Consider the following 22756-nt stretch of genomic DNA (forward strand, 5'->3'; position numbering starts at 1 on the left):
ATGGCCGTCCTCTATTGGACTTTGCGCGCCCTGCTCAGCCACTGGCGGCGCCATCCGGTGCAATTGTTCAGCGTACTCACCGGCCTGTGGCTGGCCACCGGTCTGCTGACCGGCGTACAAGCGCTCAATAGCCAAGCGCGCGACAGCTACCAGCGCGCCAGCCAGTTACTCGGCGGCGAGCCGCAAAGCTGGCTGACCTCGCCTTCGACAACACCTTTTGACCAGCAATTGTTTGTCGACCTGCGCCGTGCCGGCTGGCCGGTTTCGCCGCAGCTGCAAGGCCGCGTAACCCTGAATGACGAGCGTGTACAACTGATCGGCATCGAGCCCCTGACCCTGCCACGTGACCTGGCGTTGGCCGGGCAACGCCAGGGTGTCGGGCAGCTGCTGGATTTCTTGCGTGTGCCCGGCGTGACCTGGATTGCCCGCGACACGTTGCAAGCGCTGGGCCTTGAAGAAGGCCAGCAACCGCTGACCGAGAACGGCCAGGCCCTGCCACCGCTGCGCAGCCTGACGGACATGGCGCCCGGCGTCTTGTTGACCGATATCGGCGAGGCGCAGCGAGTGCTGGCGATGCCGGGTCAGATCAGCCGCTTACTGGTGGCCCGCGACTTTGCGGCAGCCAATCCACCGCTACCGGCACAGGTGGCAAGCCTTTTGGTCATGCAACACGGCGACAGCAGCGATGACCTGGCGCGGCTGACCGAAAGTTTTCACCTGAACCTCGATGCCTTGGGCGTACTGGCCTTTGTCGTCGGTCTGTTTATCGTGCATGCCGCCATCGGCCTGGCACTGGAACAACGGCGCGGCCTGTTACGCAACCTGCGCGCCAGTGGCGTCAGTGCGCGGCTATTGATCGTCGCCTTGAGTCTGGAGCTGACCGGCATGGCGCTGTTGGCCGGACTGGCCGGAGTGATCAGCGGTTACCTGCTGGCCAGCTGGCTGCTACCGGATCTGGCGGCCAGCCTGCGCGGCCTGTACGGCGCGGCGGTGGCCGGGCAACTTGGCCTGAGTGTTTCATGGTGGCTGACCAGCCTTGGCGTAGCCTTGCTGGGTGCGCTACTGGCCGGCGCCAGCAGCCTGTTGCGCGCCGCCCGCCTGCCATTACTGGCACTGGCGCGGGTGCAGGCCTGGCGTCAGGCTTATGAGCGCTGGCTACGCCGTCAGGCGCAGATTTCAGTGCTGGCCCTGGTCGTAGCGCTGCTCGCGTTGGCGGGTAACAGCCTGCTCAGCGGTTTCATACTGGTGTCGGCCATATTGCTCAGCGCCGCGCTCGGCCTGCCGGTGCTGCTCGATAAAATGCTCGCGGCGGCGCTACGGCGCAGTCGTTCGGTGCTGGGGCAGTGGTTTCTGGCCGACTGCCGCCAGCAACTTCCAGCGCTGAGCCTGGCCTTGATGGCGCTGCTGCTGGCCCTGGCCGCCAGCATCGGCGCCGGCAGCATGACCTCGGGCTTTCGCCAGACCTTCGGCGACTGGCTCGACCAGCGCCTGAGCGCCGAGCTGTATGTCACCGCCGCCAGCCCCGAACAGGCTCACGACCTGCACACCTGGCTGACCCAGCAACCGGCGGTCAGCGCCGTACTGCCGGACTGGCAGGTCAGCATTCGCCTGCAAGGCTGGCCGGCGGAACTGCACGGGGCTGTCGAAAACGCTCACTATCGAAACCACTGGCCATTGCTGGCTGCCAGCGACGGCGATGCCTGGCAGCGTCTGGCGCACGAAGACAGCGTGATGATCAGTGAACAACTGGCACGGCGCCTGGACGTGGGCCTGAACGACTCGCTCGATATCCCGGTGCCACAGGGTCGCTGGACGCCGCGCATCGTTGGCCTGTACGCCGATTATGGCAATGCCCGCGGCCACTTGCTGGTCGATGCGAAGCACCTGTTGCAGCACTGGCCGAACCTGCCGCCCAGCCGCTTTAATCTGCGCATCGCGCCAGCCGATATTCCCGCATTGACCACAGCGTTGCAGACGGTATTTGCGCTGGGCGACAACCGCATCGTCGACCAGCAACAGCTCAAGGCCTGGTCCAGCCGGGTATTCGAGCGCACCTTCGCCGCCACCGCCGCGCTCAACAGCCTGACCCTCGGCGTGGCCGCTATCGCACTGTTCATCAGTTTGCTGACGCAAAGCCAGGACCGCCTGGGACAACTGGCGCCGCTCTGGGCGCTGGGCGTCACCCGGCGCCAGTTGATGCTGCTCAACCTTGGCCAGACCTGGCTGCTGGCGAGCCTGACCTTGCTGGCCGCCTTGCCGCTGGGCCTGCTGCTGGCCTGGTGCCTGAATGCCGTGATCCAGGCACAGGCCTTTGGCTGGCGCCTGCCTACGCACCTGTTCCCCGGCCAATGGCTGAACCTGATGGCCCTGGCGCTGCTGGCTACACTACTGGCCTCGGCCTGGCCGCTGTGGCGCTTGTACCGCAGCCAGCCAAGCGACCTGCTGAGGAGCTTCGACCGTGAGAATTGACTGGCTGGCCCTCTTGCTCGGCCTGCTGTTGCTCAGCGGCTGCGATAAGCCAGCGCCTGCGCCGCAAGGCTTTGCCGGGCTGGGCGAAGACAGCGGCACATTCACCGAGGTGACGCCCGGCCGACCCTTTGTCTTCCCGCTGGATCATGCACCGCACGCAGGCTTTCGCATCGAATGGTGGTACATCACCGCCAACCTGCAGGACGCCAACGGCCAGCCGTTTGGCGTGCAATGGACCCTGTTTCGCAGCGCCCTGCGCCCTGGCACAACGACCTCAGGCTGGAATGACCCGCACCTGTGGATGGGCCACGCTGCCGTCACCTCCGCCACCACTCACTACGCCGCCCAACGCCTGGGCCGTGGCGGTATCGGCCAGGCCGGCGTGACCCTGACGCCGTTCAGTGCCTGGATCGACAACTGGTCACTGACCAGCGAACTGCCCGCCGGCAGCAGCGCCGACCCGATGACCCAAGCGCGTCTGCAGGCCAGCGACCCAAGGTTCGACTACGACCTGCAACTGACCAGCGACCGCCCGCTGGTGCTGCAAGGCGACCACGGCTACAGCCGCAAATCCGAACAGGGCCAGGCCTCGTACTACTACAGCCAGCCATTCTTCAGCGTAAAAGGCCAACTGCGCATCGACGGCCAGAACCATAGCGTGCGCGGTCACGCCTGGCTGGACCGCGAATGGAGCAGCCAGCCACTGACCGCCGACCAGAGCGGCTGGGACTGGTTTTCCCTGCACCTGCGCGATGGCACACGCTTGATGCTCTATCGCATCCGTAACGACAGCGGCAAGCACTACCTGATCGGCAGCTGGATCGGAGCGGATGGCAAGGTGCAGAGCCTGGCCGCCGACGACATCAGGCTCACGCCCTTGCAACAAACCCGCGTGGCCGGCAAAACCCTGCCCACCCGCTGGTCGATCGAGATCCCCGGCAAGCAATTGGCAATCACCACCGATGCGCTCAATCCCAAGGCCTGGATGGATCTGGATGTGCAGTATTGGGAAGGACCGGTGACGGTGAGCGGCAGTCAGGAGGGGGTTGGGTATCTGGAGATGACGGGGTATTGAACAACGAAAATCGACGAGGAGAAGGCAAAAATCGGAATAACCACACAGGGATGGATGAATATTCCTGCATCCAGCCCGCATCAGCCGCCCTCAAAATATCGGATGTAGCGTCTCGCTCAACTGACCGTTGAAAATGCACCTTTTTTGGTACATCATCCCTTATGCCGTGCCCATCTACTGTTCTTGAAGTCCGATTTTTTAAAACGCAAACCGGTAACGAACCTGTACGTAAATGGTTGACCGGTCTTCCCGAGGATTACCGTTGGACTATCGGTACGCAAATCAAGACCGTGCAGTGGGGCTGGCCATTGGGTATGCCGCTGGTCCGCAAGCTTGAAAAAGACTTGTGGGAAATAAGAGTGGATCTAGGTGATGCGACTGCTCGAATTTTTTTCACAATCGTCACAAGCAGCATGGTCTTGCTACATGGCTTCATCAAGAAAAGTCAGAAGACACCGGCATCCGATCTGGCGACCGCCAAGCGGCGCAAGGCAAGTCTATGAGGAATAATCATGAATAAGCATATAGGCTCCGGTTTTGATGACTTCCTCGCTGAGCAAGGGATTCTGGAGGAAGTGTCAGCCGCCGCTCTCAAACGGGTTATTGCATGGCAACTCGAGCAAGAAATGAAGTCTCAAGGCATGACCAAGACCACGCTTGCTCAACGCATGAACACCAGCCGGACAGCTGTTGATCGCGCTCTTGATCAAGCAGATCCGGGCATGACTCTTGCCACATTGGCAAGTGCAGCCAGAGCACTTGGGCAACGAGTAGAGATCCACTTGATACCGGATCACGACGCAGCAGGCGCCTGAAAAACAACACGCATAACCTCTCTTTACTGCTCTATCGGAGTAACTGATGAGTCATACACATACGCCACTTATAACCGATTGATCTAAAACTCCCACTCTCTCACCGGGTCAGTTTCTGGGTGACTGCTCTTAAGGTCACCTCCCCAACGGAAACCCGGTAAGGACATATGTGCGGACTCGCAGGCGGATGCGTAAGGTGCCTCAAGAGGGCTAAATGCGCGGCCTAAATACCTTGTAGCCCCCTTTCGGGAACAGTGATTGGTACGAAAAATGGTACGGGCTCGCACCACCTACCACGTGGGTTCTTGCCACTTTCAGCCAATGATGAGTAGATGCTGAAGGCGGCAATGCGATGCCATCGTTGCTCCTTAACACCACTACCGGCACCAAACCGCCACATCTTAATTAACGATCCAATCTAAGCCATCGCTCTTCAAGCCTGGCCAATGCAGAAATCGACTCACCTTTTCCAACTGACAACTTGAAATCTGAAGGCCAAGAACCACTTGCAGTGACGCGCTCATGCTCAAGTGCCTGCACAAACTGCAAACGCCCAGTAGAAGTTTTAAGCGCAGAAAAAATTCGTGCAATCTCATCCCTAGGCAAAACCTCAGAAAATAGCACAGCCTTAATTAACTTGCGATCCTGCAGAAACTCAAAGCTTAAAAATATTAATCTCCCTACAAACAAGACAGACATCAAACCGCCAAGAAAAAAAGACACCCCCCTCACAACTTTCTCCAACATCGAATACGTCGAAAGCAAATACTCACTCAGACTCACAAAACCCACTCCACATCCTACAACAAATAGAGGAATAAAAAAACCACGCCAACCTGCCCTTAAAAAAACCTTAAGAAAGCCTCTAAAAAAACGTCCAACTGAACACCAGTCAACCAGCAACATTGAAATAACAGTAACAGCCAAGAAAAACTCCCATTTAAAAAGCTAACAAGATGGCCAAAAACACAAATATCTATCATTCAAAACATTATTTTTTGATGCAAAGGAAATCACACCAAAAGAAATCAGCATCGAAATTGAAAAAAACCTAAATATACTAAATAAAGAATCAAAAAAGCGCTCCTCGCCCAGCTTCCATTTTAGTTGCTTATCATCCCTAGCAGGATCGCCACTCCTGATTGCCGAACCAAATAATACATGCAACCTCGACTGCCCCGACATAACAAACAAACTAGCAAGCCCACTGCTAAACACAACAAACGCTGTCATAACCGGAGATAAAGCAAACGCCAGCATTGCACCAAATATTGAAAAATACATATTAATCAGCCGAACTTTCGCCATACGACAATTCTCTCTCAGAGCATCTGAGAGTGACAAACTTAACAATAGGCTTTTACGATTACGCCAGAAATCATAGTCCGAAATCTCCATAATATAACTAGCAATATTCTCTGCAAGTCCCGGACTTATCTTTGGTAATTGTCTACAAGCTCGAAATGCGGTTTCCTGCAACCAGCTATCTTTCCCGCCAATTGCAGTCGATAATATCGGAGCTGATTCAGACTCTGATAAAAGACCTGTAGCCTCAAGGCAAATTTTTGCCATGATTAAGTTTTCACCTTTGGCAACATGATCCATAACAAAAGCCCGCATCTCACCTTCAAAACTCTCTATAACAACTCGCCGCGCTCCAAATGCGTCAATTAAAAATCTCAAACAGTGTATTGCACGAAGCCTTAACTCAGAATCTTTAAAATTCTCAACAATCTCATTCCAACATATCCGTGCAATTCTCACAGCCTCAACATCTTCGCATAACTGAGCATATAGAACCAATGCATCACGCCCACGCGAGTCAGTAGGTATATGTGAGACAGGAACTTCCATAGGATTTGATAGAAGTTTAATCGTTACAAAATACTCAAGAAAACGCCGATGAACAAATGCAAAAGACTTATCCTCCCCCTGTGTAACTCGCGCAATACGTGCATAATCAAGAATATCTACTACAGCGTCAACTTCTTCAGATTTAAAATGTTGACTAATAATTTTTACAGGAGCCTCAAGGCCGAAAGCTGATGATTTAAAAACGAACCAAGCAAGCTCTATAGATACCTTTTTAACTTGTTCAATGGACAAATTAGCACGTCTTATTCGGGCCACACAAGCATCCAACCTAACGTTAATATATCCTTCAAATATTTGAGGCTGGCTAATCGGCAAGTCATGATTAGCTTTAACCCACGAGCCTAGCAAAGCCATCATGAACGGGTTACGGGCGAGAGGAATAAGATCAGAGCGCTGAGTAAAAAGCCTTCTCCGAAGCCCTTCATCAAATTCAGGATATCTACTTAGCGCGTCAGAAATACTTATTTCCGAAAGAGGTCTAATCTCTAGTATTTTTTGAGCCTGAAACGCTTGAGTTGGCCGCCTAAAAACACGTGACGCAAGGACCCCACGAGATAGTGGATGCGTCCTAATAAATCGAGAAATCAAGTCAGACAACGCATTTATAACATCTGAATCCTCGTCAGCGTCCAACAACTCAGACATCTCGTCAAATGAGTCAAAAATAAAAAAAAGCCGACCAGACCGCCAAAGCTTCCGAAAATAGGCATCTACAAACTCCTCAGTAAACACATCTCCCCGACGTCGCAAGCTCTCCATTACAAAATTCTCTAGCTCGCTAACTTCAAAATAAAGGTTTTGTTCCTGCTTAACATCTGAGCGCACCCATTCACGTAGATTTATATAGATTGGAATACGGCTCCTACCGACTTCAGAAAACATATCTCGAGCAAGCTTTCGTAAAGCCACGCTTTTTCCAGCCCCTGGCACTCCAAGTATCAAGAAAGCTTGAGCATGCCTATCTTTTCGAATGGCTTCTTGGAGATTGATTATTTTTCTACGCGAGGAAATTCTATTGCTCGACAAAACCTCAACTTCAGCTTGTAGTTCAGTATAATATTCTGGGCTCCAGTTACTTTTCTGATCGACACTAATTAAATCTCGATGCAAAGCATTACAAAAAGCTTCCAGCTTGCGCTTAAAGCTCTCATCAGGAAAGTCTTTATCCAATGGAACTGGATGGCCACCCCCAATGGGATCTTCACGCATAAAATAATTCACAATAAAGATCACTGCAAAAACGAAAAACAATACAGCGGGCGGAGGCTGCCCACTCAACCGCAATGACTTGATCCAGGCTGGAGCAGATGAAAACTGTGGAGTTTCCCAAAAAACAACCAGCAGATCATTTGCAAATCCTGACCAACCTCCCCAAGCCGCTGCTAGCCCTAGAGTTCCAACAATACAGAACATTCGAATTTTATTTTTACCATAACCCGCCGGCATCACCAATGGGCGCAATAGATATACCATTACGGATATCAAAATTGCGAAGAAAAATGCTGCTCCACCCGAAACCCAATATGCTGTACCGACCACGGACGAAACAATTACTAAAACAGCGATAAAGAACTTATGACTTCCCGTCATATTCACCTCCCTCTATATTGAGCAAAAGCATAATTACAAATACTTAGCAAACAACCTCACAAACGCCAACTCACAAAAATTAAAACCGCTCACCCAAAGATATAATTTTCACCCCCCCAATTCGCACAAAAGATAGATTCTCAAGCAAAACACCTGAAGCTCTATAGAGTGAAAATTACCCTCCTAAAAATCACTTTTATTCAGATATTACCTACCATAATGTAGATAAATATAGCTTTTTCCGCACTGACAAAGGAATACCTGGGAGTGAATTAGGCTTTTTAAAACCAGGCACAATCTGTGCCTACAGTCAGCCTCGAATTGGAGCCCTATTCGCTACATGGAGGAGATAGGGCTAACAGCTCAAAAAAGCTCACCCAACACCGCTGGCTCCCAATTCATGATCACCAGCTCACCGCTCACCCCGGCCGAGCTGGTGCGCTGGTTGCCGGTCGTATAGCGGATGTCCAGGGTCTCGAAGTGGAACCCCTCGAACACCTGCCGGATATCAGGATGGTCATTGATGCTGACCATGACCTTGCCTTTGCAGCGCCGCATGAAGTCGGCCATGGCCTGGTACTGGTCGAACCCAAAGTTCACGCCATACCCTGCGGTTTGCCAATACGGCGGATCCATATAAAGAAAGGAATGCGGCCGGTCGTAGCGCTCAGCGCATTCCAACCAAGGCAAGTTCTCGACGTATGTGCCGGCAAGCCGCTGCCAAGCCGCAGACAGGTTTTCCTCGATCCGCAGCAGGTTAATAGCAGGCCCGGTCGTGGCAGTGCCGAACGTCTGGCCTGAGACCTTGCCACCGAACGCATGCTGCTGCAGGTAGAAGAACCGGGCGGCACGCTGGATGTCGGTCAGGGTTTCGGGCCGGGTCATCTTCTGCCATTCGAAGATTTGCCGGGATGAAAGCGCCCATTTGAACTGGCGGATAAACTCTTCAAGGTGATTTTGGACAACGCGATAGAGCGTCACCAAGTCGCCGTTGATGTCGTTCAAGACTTCAACAGGCGCTGCCTGGGGACGCAAAAAGTAGAGGGCCGCACCGCCAGCGAATACTTCAACGTAGCATTCGTGGGGTGGGAACAGCGGAATGAGACGGTCGGCCAAGCGGCGTTTGCCGCCCATCCAGGGAACGATTGGAGAGGACATTGATTGCAAGCCTTTACTGTATGAATAGACAGGTGATAGGCTCCGTTCGCTTTGTGCACGAAGCGGGGCCTTGGCTGGACTTGCAGGAATGGACTGCGGGTTCGGTGACCGACACCGGATGTTGACGCATCCAGTGTCGGCCGCTCCTTTACTACGAATTTCTTTCAGCATTGCGGTGGCCAACAAGCCATGGCCTGTCGACCGCGAAGAAAAGTCACGTCATCAGTCGAGCGCGCCATAGGCCTGCTCGCACGTCAGCCCCCTGCTCCGCCCTTGATCAGCATATTCCGCCAGATCTCCCGCTCTTTCGTCAGCGCGCTTGAGCACGTCGGCAAGCACCAGGACGGCGCGGGTTGCTGCCGAGCTTGCAGCGGCAGTGCAGGGATGGCTGCCGGTTTGACTGGCGAGACGGCAGCCGCGCCTGTTCTTTCTCGCGTTCGCTTGCCTGAGCCGGCGCCCCTGCCTGCTGAACGCCGGAATCGCGCGCACTTCAGCGGAATTACTGGCAAGCAGTTGGCGATGACTACAGATGCCCTCAATCCCAAAGCCTGGATGGATCTGGATGTGCAGTATTGGGAAGGACCGGTGACGGTGAGTGGCAGTCAGGAGGGGGTTGGGTATCTGGAGATGACGGGGTATTAATTATAGAAGTGCAGTGTATCCACCCCACGCTTATAATCGATTGATCTAAAACTCCCACTCTCTCACCGGGTCAGTTTCTGGGTGACTGCTCTTAAGGTCACCTCCCCAACGGAAACCCGGTAAGGACATATGTGCGGACTCGCAGGCGAACTACGTTTTGACAATCAACCAGCGGACCTAGCCGCTGTTGAACGAATCACTCATGATCTGGCGCCTCGCGGCCCGGATGCGTGGGGTTTTCATAGCCAGGGGCCAGTTGCCCTGGGCCATCGTCGTCTGAAGATCATGGATCTGTCCGACGGCTCGGCGCAGCCGATGATCGACAACCAGTTGGGTCTGTCGCTGGCCTTCAACGGCGCCATTTATAACTTCCCGGAATTACGCGCAGAACTTGAAGCCTTGGGCTATGCGTTCTACTCCGGTGGCGACACCGAAGTGCTGCTCAAGGGCTATCACGCCTGGGGCAAGGACATGCTGCCCAAGCTCAATGGCATGTTTGCCTTTGCCATCTGGGAACGTGACAGCAAGCGCCTGTTCATTGCCCGCGACCGTCTGGGCGTCAAGCCGCTGTACCTGTCGAAAACCGACAAGCGTCTGCGCTTTGCCTCCAGCCTGCCAGCGCTGCTCAAGGGCGGCGATATCAGCGGCATGCTCGACCCGGTCGCGCTCAATCACTACCTGAACTTCCATGCCGTGGTGCCTGCACCGCGCACCCTGCTGGCCGGCGTCGAGAAACTTCCGCCAGCCAGCTGGTTGCTGATCGATGCCGACGGCAAAAGCGAGCAACAGGTGTGGTGGACCCTGCCTTACGCGCCTCGTGAAGACGAGCGCAACCTGAGCTTCGAAGACTGGCGCGGGCGTGTGCTCGACAGCACCCGCGAAGCGGTGGCGATTCGTCAGCGTGCGGCGGTGGATGTCGGTGTGCTGCTTTCGGGCGGCGTCGACTCCAGCATGCTGGTGGGCCTGCTGCGTGAGGTCGGTGCCGAGAATCTGTCGACTTTCTCCATCGGTTTTGAAGATGCCGGTGGCGAACGCGGCGACGAGTTCCAGTATTCGGACCTGATTGCCAAGCATTACGGCACCAACCATCACCAGTTGCGCATTAAAGAAAGCGAGATCATCGAGCAGTTGCCAGCGGCCTTCCGGGCCATGAGCGAGCCGATGGTCAGCCATGACTGCATCGCCTTCTATCTGCTGTCGCGTGAAGTGGCCAAGCATTGCAAGGTCGTGCAGAGCGGCCAGGGCGCCGACGAGCTGTTTGCCGGTTATCACTGGTACCCGCAAGTCGATGGCGCCAGCGATCCGGTGGCCGCCTATCGCGCCGCCTTCGTTGACCGCAGCTACGATGAATATGCCGCCACCGTGCAGCCGAAATGGTTGCTCGACCACGACGCGTCCGGCGATTTCGTCCGCGAGCACTTCGCCCAGCCGGGTGCGGACGCTGCGGTCGACAAGGCGCTGCGTCTGGACAGCACCGTGATGCTGGTCGATGACCCGGTCAAGCGCGTCGACAATATGACCATGGCCTGGGGCCTGGAAGCGCGTACGCCGTTTCTGGATTACCGCCTGGTCGAGCTGTCGGCACGTGTTCCAGCACGTTTCAAGCTGCCCAATGGCGGCAAGCACGTGCTCAAGGAAGCGGCACGCCTGGTGATTCCGGCCGAGGTGATCGACCGTAAGAAAGGCTATTTCCCGGTACCGGGCCTCAAGCATCTGGAAGGCAACACCCTGAACTGGGTGCGCGAGCTGTTGCTCGACCCTAGCCAGGATCGCGGCCTGTTCAACCCGGCCATTGTCGACACCCTGCTGACCAACCCCAAGGACCAGCTCACGCCACTGCGCGGCTCCAAGCTGTGGCAGCTGGCGGCCTTGAACCTGTGGCTGAGCGAACAAGGACTCTGATTGATGAAATCCAACGCCACCACTTACAGTCAGCGTTTGATGCGCCGTCAGTCACCGTCCTACGAGCGTTTACAGGCGCAGTTTGCCGAAGACGGCAACCAGACCGACGGCGGGCCGCTGGCCCTGCACTGCGGCTGGGGACGACTGCTGGTCGGTCACACGTACCCTGAGCCTGCGGCACTGGCTCAGGAGCTGCTCAACGAAAAACCCGGCGAGCGCGATATCGCGCTTTACGTGGCGGCTCCCCAGCAAGTGCTGGCCCAGGCACCGCAGCAATTGTTTCTTGATCCCTCCGACACGCTGCGCCTGTGGTTCAGCGACTACCGTCCGGCGCAGCGGGTGTTTCGCGGCTTTCGGATTCGCCGGGCGCAGAACGAGGCTGACTGGCAGGCGATCAATAACCTGTATCTGGCGCGTGGCATGCTGCCTATCGACCCGACCCTGCTGACACCGCGCCACGAAGGTGGTCCGGTGTACTGGCTGGCCGAGGACGAAGGCACCAATGCCGTTATCGGCAGCGTGATGGGCCTGAATCATTTGAAGGCGTTTCACGACCCCGAAAAAGGCAGCAGCCTGTGGTGCCTGGCGGTGGACCCGAACTGCACACGCCCCGGCGTGGGTGAAGTGCTGGTGCGTCATCTGATCGAGCACTTCATGAGCCGTGGCCTGAGTTACCTGGACCTGTCGGTGCTGCATGACAACCATCAGGCCAAGGCGCTGTACGCCAAACTGGATTTCCGCACCCTGCCGACCTTCGCCATCAAGCGCAAGAACGGCATCAACGAGGTGCTGTTTCTCGGTCCCGGCCCGCAGGCGGATTTCAATCCTTATGCGCGAATCATCGTCGAAGAAGCCCATCGTCGCGGCATTGATGTACAGGTCGACGATGCCGATGCCGGGCTGTTCACCTTGAGTTATGGCGGTCGTCGCATCCGTTGCCGTGAGTCGCTCAGCGACCTGACCAGCGCGGTGAGCATGACGCTGTGCCAGGACAAAAGCCTGACCCACCGCACACTCAAGACCGCGGGTTTAAGCCTGCCGGCCCAGCAGCGTGCCGGTAACGCCGATGACAACCTGGCATTTCTCGAAGAGCACGGCCGCGTGGTGGTCAAGCCGCTGGATGGCGAGCAAGGCCAGGGCGTGGCCGTGGACCTGCGTACCATTGAAGACGTGCAACAGGCCATCGAGCGCGCCCGGCAGTTCGACACCCGGGTGATTCTGGAAAGCTTCCATGAAGGCCTCGACCTGCGCATCGTGGTCATCGGCTTTGACGTGGTCGCCGCCGCGATCCGCCGGCCTGCCGAAATCCTCGGCGACGGCCGGCACACCGTCAAACAGCTGATCGAAGCCCAGAGTCGCCGCCGCGCCGCTGCTACCGGTGGTGAAAGCCGCATCCCGATGGATGAAGAAACCGAGCGCACCGTGCGCGAGGCAGGCTTTGAGTACGACAGCATCCTGCCGATGGACCAGCGCCTGGCCGTGCGCCGGACCGCCAACCTGCACACTGGCGGTTGCCTGGAAGACGTCACCGCCATCCTTCATCCCGTGCTGGTGGACGCCGCTGTGCGTGCCGCCCGTGCACTGGATATCCCGGTCGTCGGCCTGGACCTGATGGTGCCTGCCGCCGACCAGCCTGAATATGTGTTCATCGAGGCCAACGAACGGGTAGGCCTGGCCAATCATGAACCGCAACCCACCGCCGAGCGCTTTGTTGATCTACTGTTTCCACATAGCCTGCCCGCCCATCACTGAACAGCAGCTACAAGCCGCCAGCTTCAAGGTGCAAGTGGCCTTCACGCCGCTTGCAGCTTGTGGCTTCAAGCTTGCCGTTGCTCCGAAGGAGCCTCCACATGCCTGATGCAAATATCCCTGATCCGGATCTGAATTATCTGCAGAAAGTCCTGCTGGAAATGCTCGCGATTCCCAGCCCCACCGGTTTTACCGACACCATCGTGCGCTATGTTGCCGAGCGCCTGGAAGAACTCGATATTCCCTTTGAGCTGACCCGGCGCGGCACCATCCGCGCCACGCTCAAGGGCCGCAAGAACAGCCCCGATCGCGCGGTTTCGGCGCACCTGGACACCATTGGCGCCAGTGTGCGCGAGGTCAAGGACAATGGCCGGCTCTCGCTGGCACCGGTCGGTTGCTGGTCGAGCCGCTTTGCCGAAGGTAGCCGTGTCAGCGTGTTTACCGACACCGGCGTGATCCGTGGCAGCGTGCTGCCGCTACTGGCCTCGGGACATGCCTTCAACACCGCCGTGGACCAGATGCCGGTCAGCTGGGACCACGTGGAACTGCGCCTGGACGCCTACTGCGCCACGCGCGCAGATTGTGAGTCGCTGGGCGTGGGCATCGGCGACTTTGTCGCCTTCGATCCGCTGCCGGAGTTTACCGAAAGCGGCCACATCAGCGCCCGCCACCTGGACGACAAGGCCGGTGTAGCGGCGTTGCTGGCAGCCCTTAAAGCGGTCAAAGACAGTGGCGCGGAGCCGGTGATCGACTGCCATCCGCTGTTTACCATCACCGAAGAAACCGGCACCGGCGCGGCCGGCGCATTGCCGTGGGATGTCAGCGAGTTCGTTGGCATTGACATCGCCCCGGTCGCGCCGGGCCAGCACTCCAGTGAGCATGCGGTCAGCGTGGCCATGCAGGATTCCGGCGGCCCTTACGACTATCACCTGTCCCGGCACCTGCTGCGCCTGGGCGTCGACAACGAACTGCCGGTGCGCCGCGATGTGTTTCGCTACTACTTCAGCGATGCCCACTCGGCGATTACCTCCGGGCACGACATCCGTACAGCGTTGCTGGCGTTTGGCTGCGATGCGACGCATGGCTATGAACGCACGCACATCGACAGCCTGGCGGCCTTGAGCAAACTGCTCAGTGCCTACATCCTCAGCCCGCCGGTGTTTGCCAGCGATGCACAACCGGGCAAGGCGTCGCTTGAAAGCTTCAGCCATCAGCTTGAGCACGACACGCAGATGGAACCGGAAACCCGTGTGCCGCCGGTGGACAGCCTGATCGGCCAGGGCCGCGAGGAATAAAGGCTTGCCCGCATTGGACCGCTCAAGGGTCCAATGCGGGTGCACATCTGCCAGCCCTGCACTATCATCCCCGGCCCTGCCGTGAGAGCCGACCATGCTGATTCCGTACGACCAACTCGAACCTGAAACCCTGACCCGCCTGATCGAGGACTTTGTCAGCCGCGACGGCACCGACAATGGTGATGACACGCCCCAGGAAACCCGCGTGCTGCGCGTGCGTCATGCCCTGAGCAAAGGTCAGGCGGTGATCTTTTTCGATATTGAAAGCCAGCAGTGCCAACTGATGGCCCGCCATCAAGTGCCCAAGGAAATGTTCGACTGAGCGCGCTCAGGCCGCCGGCGATTGCGGTCGTTCCTGCGGCTCGGACAACGTCTTGGCGATGCGTCGAAACACCTCGGCGCGATGAATCTTGATGTGCTTGGGGGCTTCGAAGCCGAAGCGCACCTGATTGCCGCTCACCCCGAGAATCTGCACGGTGATCTCGTCACCGATGGAAAAGGTTTCGCCCACTTCCCGCGTCAGTACCAGCATGTTCCTGCTCTCTTGTTATCAAGTAAGCAGGCAGAGTGCCGCGCATGGCACAGTGCTTCAACGCAGCCCTGAAAAATCAGCCATGTCCTGCAAACCCGCCGGCATCGACTGAAGGAAACGTCTTACAGGAAAGCGAAATCTTGTAGGAAACGCCTTGAAAATGGCCTTTTTCAGGAGGCTGTGCCGCGTGGTCCCCAGAGGATAATCGTCGCGCCCAACACACACAGGGCGACGCCCAGCCAGTCGGAATTCAAGGGCCTGACCTTTTCCACCAGCGCCAGCCAGGCAATCGAGGCCACGATGTAAATCCCGCCGTAAGCGGCATAGGCCCGACCGGCGTAGGCGGCTTCGACGCGCGTCAATAGCAGGGCAAAAACCGTGAGGCTGATCAGCGCCGGGATCACCCACAAGGCACTCTTGCCCTGGCGCAGCCACAGCCAGAAGGCGTAGCAGCCAAAAATCTCGAACAGCGCCGCAATGAAGAACCACAGGTAATTGAGCACAGTACGGCCTCGTCAGCGATACAGAAAAAGGTGGCTACCCTAGCAGAAATCCACCTATCAAGACCTCGAACGCCGTGTACCCAGCCAGCGTCTGAGCACCCAGCCATAACCCAGAATATTGACCAGCAGCACAATCGAGCCCAGCCATAGCTGGATCGACATCGTCAGCCCGGCCGGATAGATCAGCGGAATCAGATAGTGCTCGACGAACCCGCCGCTATAACCCTGATCGCCGGCCTGCAGGCGCAGGCTGTTTTCCAGCGGCGTGAGCGGGCAGTACAGGTGCAGGAATTCCACTGCCATGCCCCAGAGCACAGCGGGCAGGTGCAACAGTGCAAGCCAGGGCCGGTAAGCCACCAGCAAAGCCCCGCACAAGACGAAAACTATAAACAGCAAATGCACGACCACCACCAGATCGGCGGCCAGACGAATCAGCATGCACGAGTACCTTTTATCGGGGCCATATTCAAGTCAACGGCGATACTGCAGCGCCTGACAAGTTCAATCTTTCTACAACTAATAAAAAAGCGATTATCCCTGATAACAAAAGTTTCAAAAACCTTACATATTCAAAAAACCCTTTAAAAACAAATAATTACTAATTTGTAAAAAAATATTCATGGCCATCAGAACCTTTCTCGAATACCCAGAGTCGGAGTATTCAAGAGGCCTGCAAACTTGATGCCTACAGGGTCAGGAATTAACGGCAATCTTCGTTACCATAATCGAAAGAAGGAACTCGTCATGGGCATCAGTACCATTCTTATCATCGTCTTGATCCTGCTGCTGGTCGGCGGCCTGCCAGTCTTCCCTCACTCGCGCAGCTGGGGTTACGGCCCGTCCGGCGTGATCGGTACGATTCTGATCATTCTGCTGGTGTTGGTATTACTGGGCAGAATATGAATCAAGGTTCGCCTGCAAAGCGGACCTGAACAAAAAAAGCAGCCCGAGGGCTGCTTTTTTGTTGTGCCGGGTTTAACCGTCAGTGCGAAACCGCACCGCTGGCGCCCAGGCCGGTTTGCGAACGGACGAACTGTGGAATGAACAGCGCACGCTCATCAGCTGCTGCCTTGGACTTGTCGGTGATCGAGAAGAACCAGATGCCGACAAAGGCGATGATGATCGAGAACAGCGCCGGGTACTCGTACGGGAAAATCGCTTTCGGGTTGTGCAGGATCTGCACCCAGATGGTCGGACCGAGCACCATCAGCACGACAGCGCTGATCAGGCCCATCCAGCCGCCGATCATGGCGCCACGGGTGGTCAGGTTTTTCCAGTACATCGAGAGCAACAGCACCGGGAAGTTGCAGCTCGCTGCGATGGAGAATGCCAGGCCGACCATGAACGCGATGTTCTGGCTCTCGAAGGCGATACCCAGGACGATGGCAACCACAGCCAGAGCAATGGTGGTCATCTTCGATACGCGGATCTCGTCTTTTTCGTTGGCCTTGCCCTTCTTCACCACGCTGGCGTACAGGTCGTGCGACACCGCCGAAGCACCGGCCAGGGTCAGGCCCGCAACCACTGCCAGGATCGTTGCGAAAGCCACCGCCGAGATGAAGCCCAGGAACAGGCTGCCGCCCACGGCATTCGCCAGGTGCACCGCCGCCATGTTGTTACCACCGATCAACGCACCGGCTGCATCCTTGAACATCGGGTTGGTGCTGACCAGCAGGATCGCGCCGAAGCCGATAATGAAGGTCAGGATGTAGAAGTAACCGATGAAACCGGTGGCGTAGAACACCGACTTGCGGGCTTCCTTGGCGTCGCTGACAGTGAAGAAGCGCATCAGGATGTGTGGCAGGCCAGCGGTACCGAACATCAGGGCCAGGCCCAGCGAGAACGCCGAGACCGGATCCTTGACCAGACCGCCAGGGCTCATGATCGCCTCACCTTTAGGGTGAACGGCAACCGCCTGGGCGAACAGCTGGTTGAAGTCGAAGTTGACGTGCTTCATGACCATCAAGGCCATGAACGAGGCACCGGAGAGCAGCATCACCGCCTTGATGATCTGTACCCAGGTGGTCGCCAGCATGCCGCCGAACAGGACGTACAGGCACATCAGGATACCGACCAGAATCACCGCAACGGTGTAGTCCAGGCCGAACAGCAGCTGGATCAGCTTGCCGGCACCGACCATTTGCGCGATCAGGTAGAACGCCACCACCACCAGTGAGCCACAGGCAGACAAGGTGCGGATTTCCATTTGCTTGAGGCGATACGACGCCACGTCGGCAAAGGTGTATTTACCCAGGTTACGCAGGCGTTCGGCGATCAGGAACAGAATGATCGGCCAGCCCACCAGGAAGCCGATCGAGTAGATCAGGCCGTCGTAGCCGGAGGTGTACACCAGCGCGGAAATACCCAGGAAGGAAGCAGCCGACATGTAGTCGCCCGCAATGGCCAGGCCGTTCTGAAAACCGGTGATCTTGCCGCCGGCGGCATAGTAGTCGGAAGCCGATTTGTTTTTCTTCGACGCCCAGTAGGTGATGTAGAGGGTGAACAGGACGAACGCCACGAACATGACGATCGCCGGAACGTTCAGCGGTTGCTTCTGCACAGCGCCCGTGAGGGCATCGGCGGCCAGCAGAGCCGGCGCAAACGCTGCGAGACCAATGCCTGCAAAGAGACGACGGATCATTGCTGAATCTCCTTGAGCACGGCGTTGTTCAGATCGTCGAATTCACCGTTGGCGCGGCGTACATAAATGCCGGTCAGGATGAATGCTGTCAGGATCAGGCCAACGCCGATCGGCATGCCCCAGGTAATAGTCGATGTAGCGCTGAGTCTGGCACCCAGAATATGCGGCCCATAAGCAATCAGAAGAATGAAGCAAGCGTAAAGCCCAAGCATGATCGCCGAGAGAATCCAGGCGAAACGTTCTCGCTTGGCAACCAGCTCTTTGAAGCGCGGGTTGTTCTGTATCGTTTGATAGATGCTGTCGTTCATTGTTTTTGTCCTCGCAGCACGGAAGAGATGACACAACTTTACTTTAGTCCGCTGCGGGGCCGACTCCAGACGACCTTAGTATTAGAACGACATTAATTCTGTGCACCTGGCTGAAATGACCTGAAAAAAAACCACCCGACGCTAGCGCCGGGTGGTTTTCGACAGGCGGCCCGCAGGCCGCCAGATAAACGGGGGAGTGTCTTACTTGGCCGTCCAGGCAGCCACACGCTCAGGGTTTTTGGCAACCCAGTCCTTCGCCGCCGCTTCAGGCTTGGCGCCGTCCTGAATAGCCAGCATCACGGTGCCGATCTCGTCCTTGGATTCCCACTGGAACTTCTTCAGGAACGCGACCACATCCGGGGCTTTCTTTTCAAGGCTCAGGCTGCCGACGCTGTTAACGGTCTCAGCGGCGCCATAGACACCTTTAGGGTCTTCCAGGAAACGCAGTTTCCACTTGGCGAACATCCAGTGCGGCACCCAGCCGGTGACGGCGATGGATTCGTTGCGTTTTTCTGCGCGGGTCAGTTCGGCAATCATGCCGGCCCCGGAGCTGGCCTGCAGTTTGTAGCTGTCCAGACCATAGTCCTTGATTGCCTGATCGGTCTTGAGCATGACGCCTGCACCGGCATCGATACCGGTGATCTTGTTCTTGAAAGACTCATCGGTCTTGAGGTCGGCAATGCTGATGGCCTTGACGTACTCCGGCACGATCAGGCCGATCTTGGCGTCCTTGAAGTTGGGACCGTAGTCGACCACCTGGTCCTTGTACTTGGCGATGTATTCACCATGCGTGCCCGGCAACCAGGCCGACAGAATCAGGTCCAGTTTGTCGGTAGCCACCGCTTGCCACATGATCCCGGCAGCGACGGACTGCAACTTGACGTCATAGCCCAGCTTTTGCTTGAGCACTTCAGCGGCGACAAAAGTCGTGGCGACACTGTCGGACCAGCCTTCGACATAGCCGATGCTCACGGTCTTGGTTTCAGCAATGGCCAGCGTGGAACTGGCGGCGAGTGCCAGAGCGGCACCCGCCCCCAGGAGTTTGCGCATATTCATCATTACTTCCCCGGTAGAGTTCTGCACCGACAAGGGTCGGGCATCGTTGACGTTGTTTTCTGGGCCACGCACCACGCCCGAAGAGGGGCAATGCGGGGCCCTTCACGTTTCAAGCACTCTTGCGCGCAGTGACACCCACTGCATCGACCCGTTGATCATCTGCCCGGTTGCTGAACGGTCATGCTCTGTCAGCGACTCCCAGGCAGCGGTAAACGACATCACAGAGCCATCAACGACAAACCCGTACAAAAGCGTCCCGGTCATGAGAAGAAACACAATGTGTTACCGCCTATTCCGGCCCGGTCCAGCGAACGGGTAACACGGAAACACATCAGGGCCAGAAACCGTTTCAGGTGTTCGGGTGATTTTTTTAAGTTATTGATTTTAAAGGCTTTTAAAAAGTTGGCACAGCACCTGCTATATCTCTGGCACAACAAGAACAAAAACAAGCAGCAACCCAATAAAAACAAGACGTACGGCTCTGACATAACAAGAACAACACGGACAGAGACGAAGCCAACTGATTTTTTTGGAGTAGACACGCTTCACCGGGTCTTTTGCGGAAGACCACGCAGCCAGGCACAGAACAATAAAACTACCTTCAGGTAGCCCCGCACTGGTTGGATCGCGCTGTTGTGCAGGCAGTCGATTGAAGCAAGTCAGCGCTCAAAAAAATACGTTTGCTCTTGGCCCCGCATGGGGGTCGCAAGAATGCAGTGAAGGGCGGATCGACAAAAACAACAACAGACCGCCCTATAAAAATAAAAAGAGCACGCGAAAAACCACTGAAAAGGGAGCCTATGGCTCCCTTTGTGCTTTATGGCGTTCTGTGCGCGCCTGCAAAAAAACGCACATCTCTACATTCCCCAAACCCGGGAGAGTGTATCGTTTCACCCACTTCATAAAGATCGCTCGCCGATACGGCACTTTGGCAGTATGCCAATGGTCATAGGCTGCGTACCTTACCCTGCTCTTCTTTCCATGGGATTCAGTCATGCTCCGTCTCCTGCGCTTCGCTGCAGTCCTGGGTGGCCTCTGTTTAAGTGCAGCCGCCCTGGCGAAAAACGTCGATCCAGCCACTTATGGCTACCCGCTGACTAATCCGTTCGAAGCGACTATCGCCACAACGCCACCCGACTTGCGGCCAGACCTGCCTGCCGATGAAGACATCGACCAGGACGATTACACCCTCAACCTGCACCCGGAACGCGAGTTCACCCTGCCCGACAACTTCTGGGCGGTGAAGAAACTGCGTTACCGCCTGGCCAAACAGGATCATGCCGCCCCGCTGATTTTCCTGATTGCCGGCACCGGTGCGCCGTATAACAGCACCATCAACGAGTTCCTCAAGAAGTTGTACTACGGTGCCGGCTACCATGTCGTGCAACTGTCGTCACCCACCAGCTATGACTTCATGAGTTCGGCGTCGCGCTATGCCACGCCAGGCCTGTCCAAGGAAGATGCCGAAGACATCTACCGGGTCATGCAGGCCATTCGTGCCCAGAATGCACAATTGCCGATTACCGACTTTTACCTGACCGGTTACAGCCTCGGCGCATTGAATGCCGCGTTTGTCAGCAAGCTGGATGAAACCCGGCGCAGTTTCAACTTCAAGAAAGTGCTGCTGCTCAACCCGCCGGTCAACCTGTACACCTCGGTGTCCAACCTGGACAAGCTGGTACAGACCCAGGTCAAGGGCATCAATAACACCACCACGTTCTATGAACTGGTGCTGGCCAAGCTGACCCGTTACTTTCAGCAAAAAGGCTACATCGACCTCAACGACGCGCTGCTCTATGACTTCCAGTTGTCCAAGGAACACTTGAGCAACGAACAGATGGCCATGCTGATCGGCACTTCGTTCCGCTTCTCGTCGGCCGACATCGCCTTTACCTCGGACCTGATCAACCGCCGCGGCCTGATCATCCCGCCGAAATTCCCGATTACCGAAGGCACCAGCCTGACGCCGTTTCTCAAGCGCGCCATGCAGTGCGACTTCGATTGCTACATGACCGAGCAACTGATCCCCATGTGGCGCGCGCGTACCGACGGTGGCAGCATGCTGCAACTGGTCGATCAGGTCAGCCTGTACGCACTCAAGGACTACCTGCACACCAGCAGCAAGATCGCCGTCATGCACAACGCCGACGATGTGATTCTGGGCTCCGGTGACCTGGGTTTCCTGCGCCAGACCTTCGGTGATCGCCTGACCGTCTACCCCCATGGCGGGCATTGCGGCAACATTAACTACCGCGTCAACAGCGACGCCATGCTGGAGTTCTTCCGTGGCTAAACGTCTCTTGCTTCTTGCCGCCCTGCTGGTTGCCGGTACGGCTCAGGCCGAAAAAACCGACATTTCCCACGCCACCAAGGACGAGGCCACCGTGGTGCGCCAGTACGAGGCCGACGGTTTTACCCAGCCGCTGAAATCGCTGAAGTTCAACCCGGGCCTGGATCAGCGCGAATTCGAGCGTGCCTCGATCAACGCCCTGGAAGTTTTCGACCCGCTGGAGTCGTGGAACCGCCGCGTTTACCACTTCAACTACCGCTTCGACGAGTGGGTGTTCCTGCCGGTGGTCGATGGCTACCGCTACATCACTCCGGGCTTCGTGCGCAGTGGCGTCAGCAACTTCTTCGGCAACCTGGGCGATGTACCGAACCTGGTCAACAGCCTGCTGCAGTTCAAGGGCCAGCGCTCGCTGCAAACCACCGGACGCCTGCTGCTTAACACCACCATCGGCGTGGCCGGCCTCTGGGACCCGGCAACCCTGATGGGCCTGCCCAGACAGAGTGAAGACTTCGGTCAGACCCTGGGCTTCTATGGCGTACCGGCAGGTCCCTACATCGTGCTGCCACTGTTCGGCCCTTCCAACCTGCGCGACACCGGCGGGCTGATATTCGATGTCGCCGCCGAAGCACAGATCAACTTCCTCAATGTGGCCCAGGTCAGCAGCGACCACCCGGAGATTCTCCTGTTGCGCGCCATCGACCGCCGCTATATGACCAGCTTCCGCTACGGCCAGATGAACTCGCCGTTCGAGTATGAGAAAGTTCGGTATGTGTACACCGAGTCGCGCAAGTTGCAGATTGCCGAGTAAGTTACCCAGGCAATGAAAAAGGCCAGTCCGGGAAACCGGACTGGCCTT

The 22756-nt window shown here is 56.8% G+C and carries 21 protein-coding genes and 1 pseudogene; 12 read left to right on the top strand and 10 right to left on the bottom strand.

The window, feature by feature from the left end; all coding sequences use genetic code 11:
- The 4 genes from ACYAS9_RS24730 (at nucleotide 1) to ACYAS9_RS24745 (ending at nucleotide 4359) form a co-directional block, all read left to right on the top strand.
- Entirely contained in the window at nucleotides 1–2469 is a 2469-nt protein-coding gene (locus ACYAS9_RS24730) for an FtsX-like permease family protein (protein WP_463571072.1), read from the top strand.
- Nucleotides 2459–3544 (top strand): lipocalin-like domain-containing protein, encoded by a 1086-nt coding sequence (locus tag ACYAS9_RS24735; RefSeq protein WP_463571073.1) that lies wholly within the window; start codon nucleotides 2459–2461, stop codon nucleotides 3542–3544. The genes ACYAS9_RS24730 and ACYAS9_RS24735 overlap by 11 nt, the downstream gene beginning before the upstream one ends.
- 161 nt (nucleotides 3545–3705) lie before the next feature.
- Nucleotides 3706–4047 carry a type II toxin-antitoxin system RelE/ParE family toxin gene (locus ACYAS9_RS24740; protein ID WP_463571074.1) on the top strand — a complete coding sequence of 114 codons (342 nt, stop codon included), beginning with the start codon at nucleotides 3706–3708 and terminating at the stop codon, nucleotides 4045–4047.
- A gap of 9 nt (nucleotides 4048–4056) precedes the next feature.
- The gene (locus tag ACYAS9_RS24745) at nucleotides 4057–4359 is read left to right on the top strand and encodes a helix-turn-helix domain-containing protein (RefSeq protein WP_463571075.1); all 303 of its coding nucleotides are present in this window, start codon (nucleotides 4057–4059) and stop codon (nucleotides 4357–4359) included.
- Between the two features lie 405 nt (nucleotides 4360–4764).
- On the opposite strand, the gene ACYAS9_RS24750 is transcribed toward ACYAS9_RS24745, so the two are convergent.
- The 4 genes from ACYAS9_RS24750 to ACYAS9_RS24765 all read right to left on the bottom strand — a co-directional run bounded on the left by ACYAS9_RS24750 (nucleotide 4765) and on the right by ACYAS9_RS24765 (nucleotide 9471).
- On the bottom strand, nucleotides 4765–5286 hold the full coding sequence (locus ACYAS9_RS24750; RefSeq protein WP_463571076.1) for a hypothetical protein: 522 nt from the start codon (nucleotides 5284–5286) through the stop codon (nucleotides 4765–4767).
- 21 nt (nucleotides 5287–5307) lie between these two features.
- The gene (locus ACYAS9_RS24755) at nucleotides 5308–7824 is read right to left on the bottom strand and encodes an NACHT domain-containing protein (RefSeq protein WP_463571077.1); all 2517 of its coding nucleotides are present in this window, start codon (nucleotides 7822–7824) and stop codon (nucleotides 5308–5310) included.
- Between the two features lie 363 nt (nucleotides 7825–8187).
- A complete protein-coding gene (locus ACYAS9_RS24760; RefSeq protein ID WP_463571078.1) occupies nucleotides 8188–8982 on the bottom strand; it encodes a DNA adenine methylase in 795 nt (264 codons plus the stop codon).
- A gap of 222 nt (nucleotides 8983–9204) precedes the next feature.
- Entirely contained in the window at nucleotides 9205–9471 is a 267-nt protein-coding gene (locus ACYAS9_RS24765; protein WP_463571079.1) for a DUF2514 family protein, read from the bottom strand.
- A gap of 9 nt (nucleotides 9472–9480) precedes the next feature.
- Here ACYAS9_RS24765 and ACYAS9_RS24770 point away from each other — a divergent pair.
- The 5 genes and pseudogenes from ACYAS9_RS24770 to ACYAS9_RS24790 all read left to right on the top strand — a co-directional run.
- A pseudogene (locus tag ACYAS9_RS24770) lies at nucleotides 9481–9624 on the top strand (lipocalin family protein); the annotation flags it as partial.
- 129 nt (nucleotides 9625–9753) lie between these two features.
- Nucleotides 9754–11526, top strand: coding sequence for an N-acetylglutaminylglutamine amidotransferase (locus tag ACYAS9_RS24775; RefSeq protein WP_463571080.1), 1773 nt, complete (start codon nucleotides 9754–9756; stop codon nucleotides 11524–11526).
- A gap of 3 nt (nucleotides 11527–11529) precedes the next feature.
- The gene (gene ngg, locus ACYAS9_RS24780) at nucleotides 11530–13278 is read left to right on the top strand and encodes an N-acetylglutaminylglutamine synthetase (protein ID WP_463571081.1); all 1749 of its coding nucleotides are present in this window, start codon (nucleotides 11530–11532) and stop codon (nucleotides 13276–13278) included.
- A 98-nt stretch (nucleotides 13279–13376) separates the two neighbouring features.
- Nucleotides 13377–14570, top strand: coding sequence for an osmoprotectant NAGGN system M42 family peptidase (locus ACYAS9_RS24785; RefSeq protein ID WP_463571082.1), 1194 nt, complete (start codon nucleotides 13377–13379; stop codon nucleotides 14568–14570).
- A 94-nt stretch (nucleotides 14571–14664) separates the two neighbouring features.
- Nucleotides 14665–14892 carry a YheU family protein gene (locus ACYAS9_RS24790; protein WP_463571083.1) on the top strand — a complete coding sequence of 76 codons (228 nt, stop codon included), beginning with the start codon at nucleotides 14665–14667 and terminating at the stop codon, nucleotides 14890–14892.
- 6 nt (nucleotides 14893–14898) lie between these two features.
- On the opposite strand, the gene csrA is transcribed toward ACYAS9_RS24790, so the two are convergent.
- From csrA to ACYAS9_RS24805, 3 genes are all read right to left on the bottom strand, one after another.
- Nucleotides 14899–15102 carry a carbon storage regulator CsrA gene (csrA, locus tag ACYAS9_RS24795; RefSeq protein ID WP_463571084.1) on the bottom strand — a complete coding sequence of 68 codons (204 nt, stop codon included), beginning with the start codon at nucleotides 15100–15102 and terminating at the stop codon, nucleotides 14899–14901.
- 170 nt (nucleotides 15103–15272) lie between these two features.
- Entirely contained in the window at nucleotides 15273–15605 is a 333-nt protein-coding gene (locus tag ACYAS9_RS24800; protein WP_463571085.1) for a YnfA family protein, read from the bottom strand.
- A 57-nt stretch (nucleotides 15606–15662) separates the two neighbouring features.
- Nucleotides 15663–16043, bottom strand: a complete 381-nt coding sequence (locus tag ACYAS9_RS24805) for a DUF2784 domain-containing protein (protein WP_463571086.1) — start codon at nucleotides 16041–16043, stop codon at nucleotides 15663–15665.
- A 306-nt stretch (nucleotides 16044–16349) separates the two neighbouring features.
- Here ACYAS9_RS24805 and ACYAS9_RS24810 point away from each other — a divergent pair, with 306 nt between their 5' ends.
- Nucleotides 16350–16508 carry a DUF3309 family protein gene (locus ACYAS9_RS24810; RefSeq protein ID WP_459748643.1) on the top strand — a complete coding sequence of 53 codons (159 nt, stop codon included), beginning with the start codon at nucleotides 16350–16352 and terminating at the stop codon, nucleotides 16506–16508.
- A gap of 79 nt (nucleotides 16509–16587) precedes the next feature.
- Here the strand turns inward: ACYAS9_RS24810 and ACYAS9_RS24815 are convergent, their stop codons facing one another.
- The 3 genes from ACYAS9_RS24815 to ACYAS9_RS24825 all read right to left on the bottom strand — a co-directional run bounded on the left by ACYAS9_RS24815 (nucleotide 16588) and on the right by ACYAS9_RS24825 (nucleotide 19610).
- On the bottom strand, nucleotides 16588–18246 hold the full coding sequence (locus ACYAS9_RS24815) for a cation acetate symporter (RefSeq protein WP_463571087.1): 1659 nt from the start codon (nucleotides 18244–18246) through the stop codon (nucleotides 16588–16590).
- A complete protein-coding gene (locus ACYAS9_RS24820) occupies nucleotides 18243–18554 on the bottom strand; it encodes a DUF485 domain-containing protein (protein ID WP_463571088.1) in 312 nt (103 codons plus the stop codon). Before ACYAS9_RS24820 ends, ACYAS9_RS24815 begins: the two co-directional genes overlap by 4 nt.
- A gap of 201 nt (nucleotides 18555–18755) precedes the next feature.
- Nucleotides 18756–19610: a glycine betaine ABC transporter substrate-binding protein gene (locus tag ACYAS9_RS24825; RefSeq protein WP_463571089.1), complete on the bottom strand. Its 855-nt coding sequence runs from the start codon at nucleotides 19608–19610 to the stop codon at nucleotides 18756–18758.
- A 994-nt stretch (nucleotides 19611–20604) separates the two neighbouring features.
- On the opposite strand from ACYAS9_RS24825, the gene ACYAS9_RS24830 reads away from it, so the two are divergent.
- Both ACYAS9_RS24830 and ACYAS9_RS24835 read left to right on the top strand, forming a co-directional pair.
- Complete coding sequence (locus ACYAS9_RS24830; RefSeq protein ID WP_463571090.1) at nucleotides 20605–21903, top strand: alpha/beta fold hydrolase family protein; 1299 nt, start codon at nucleotides 20605–20607, stop codon at nucleotides 21901–21903.
- The gene (locus ACYAS9_RS24835; RefSeq protein ID WP_463571091.1) at nucleotides 21896–22708 is read left to right on the top strand and encodes an MlaA family lipoprotein; all 813 of its coding nucleotides are present in this window, start codon (nucleotides 21896–21898) and stop codon (nucleotides 22706–22708) included. The genes ACYAS9_RS24830 and ACYAS9_RS24835 overlap by 8 nt, the downstream gene beginning before the upstream one ends.
- Nucleotides 22709–22756: the final 48 nt, after the last annotated feature.

Source organism: Pseudomonas sp. HP_08 (genome assembly GCF_055284095.1).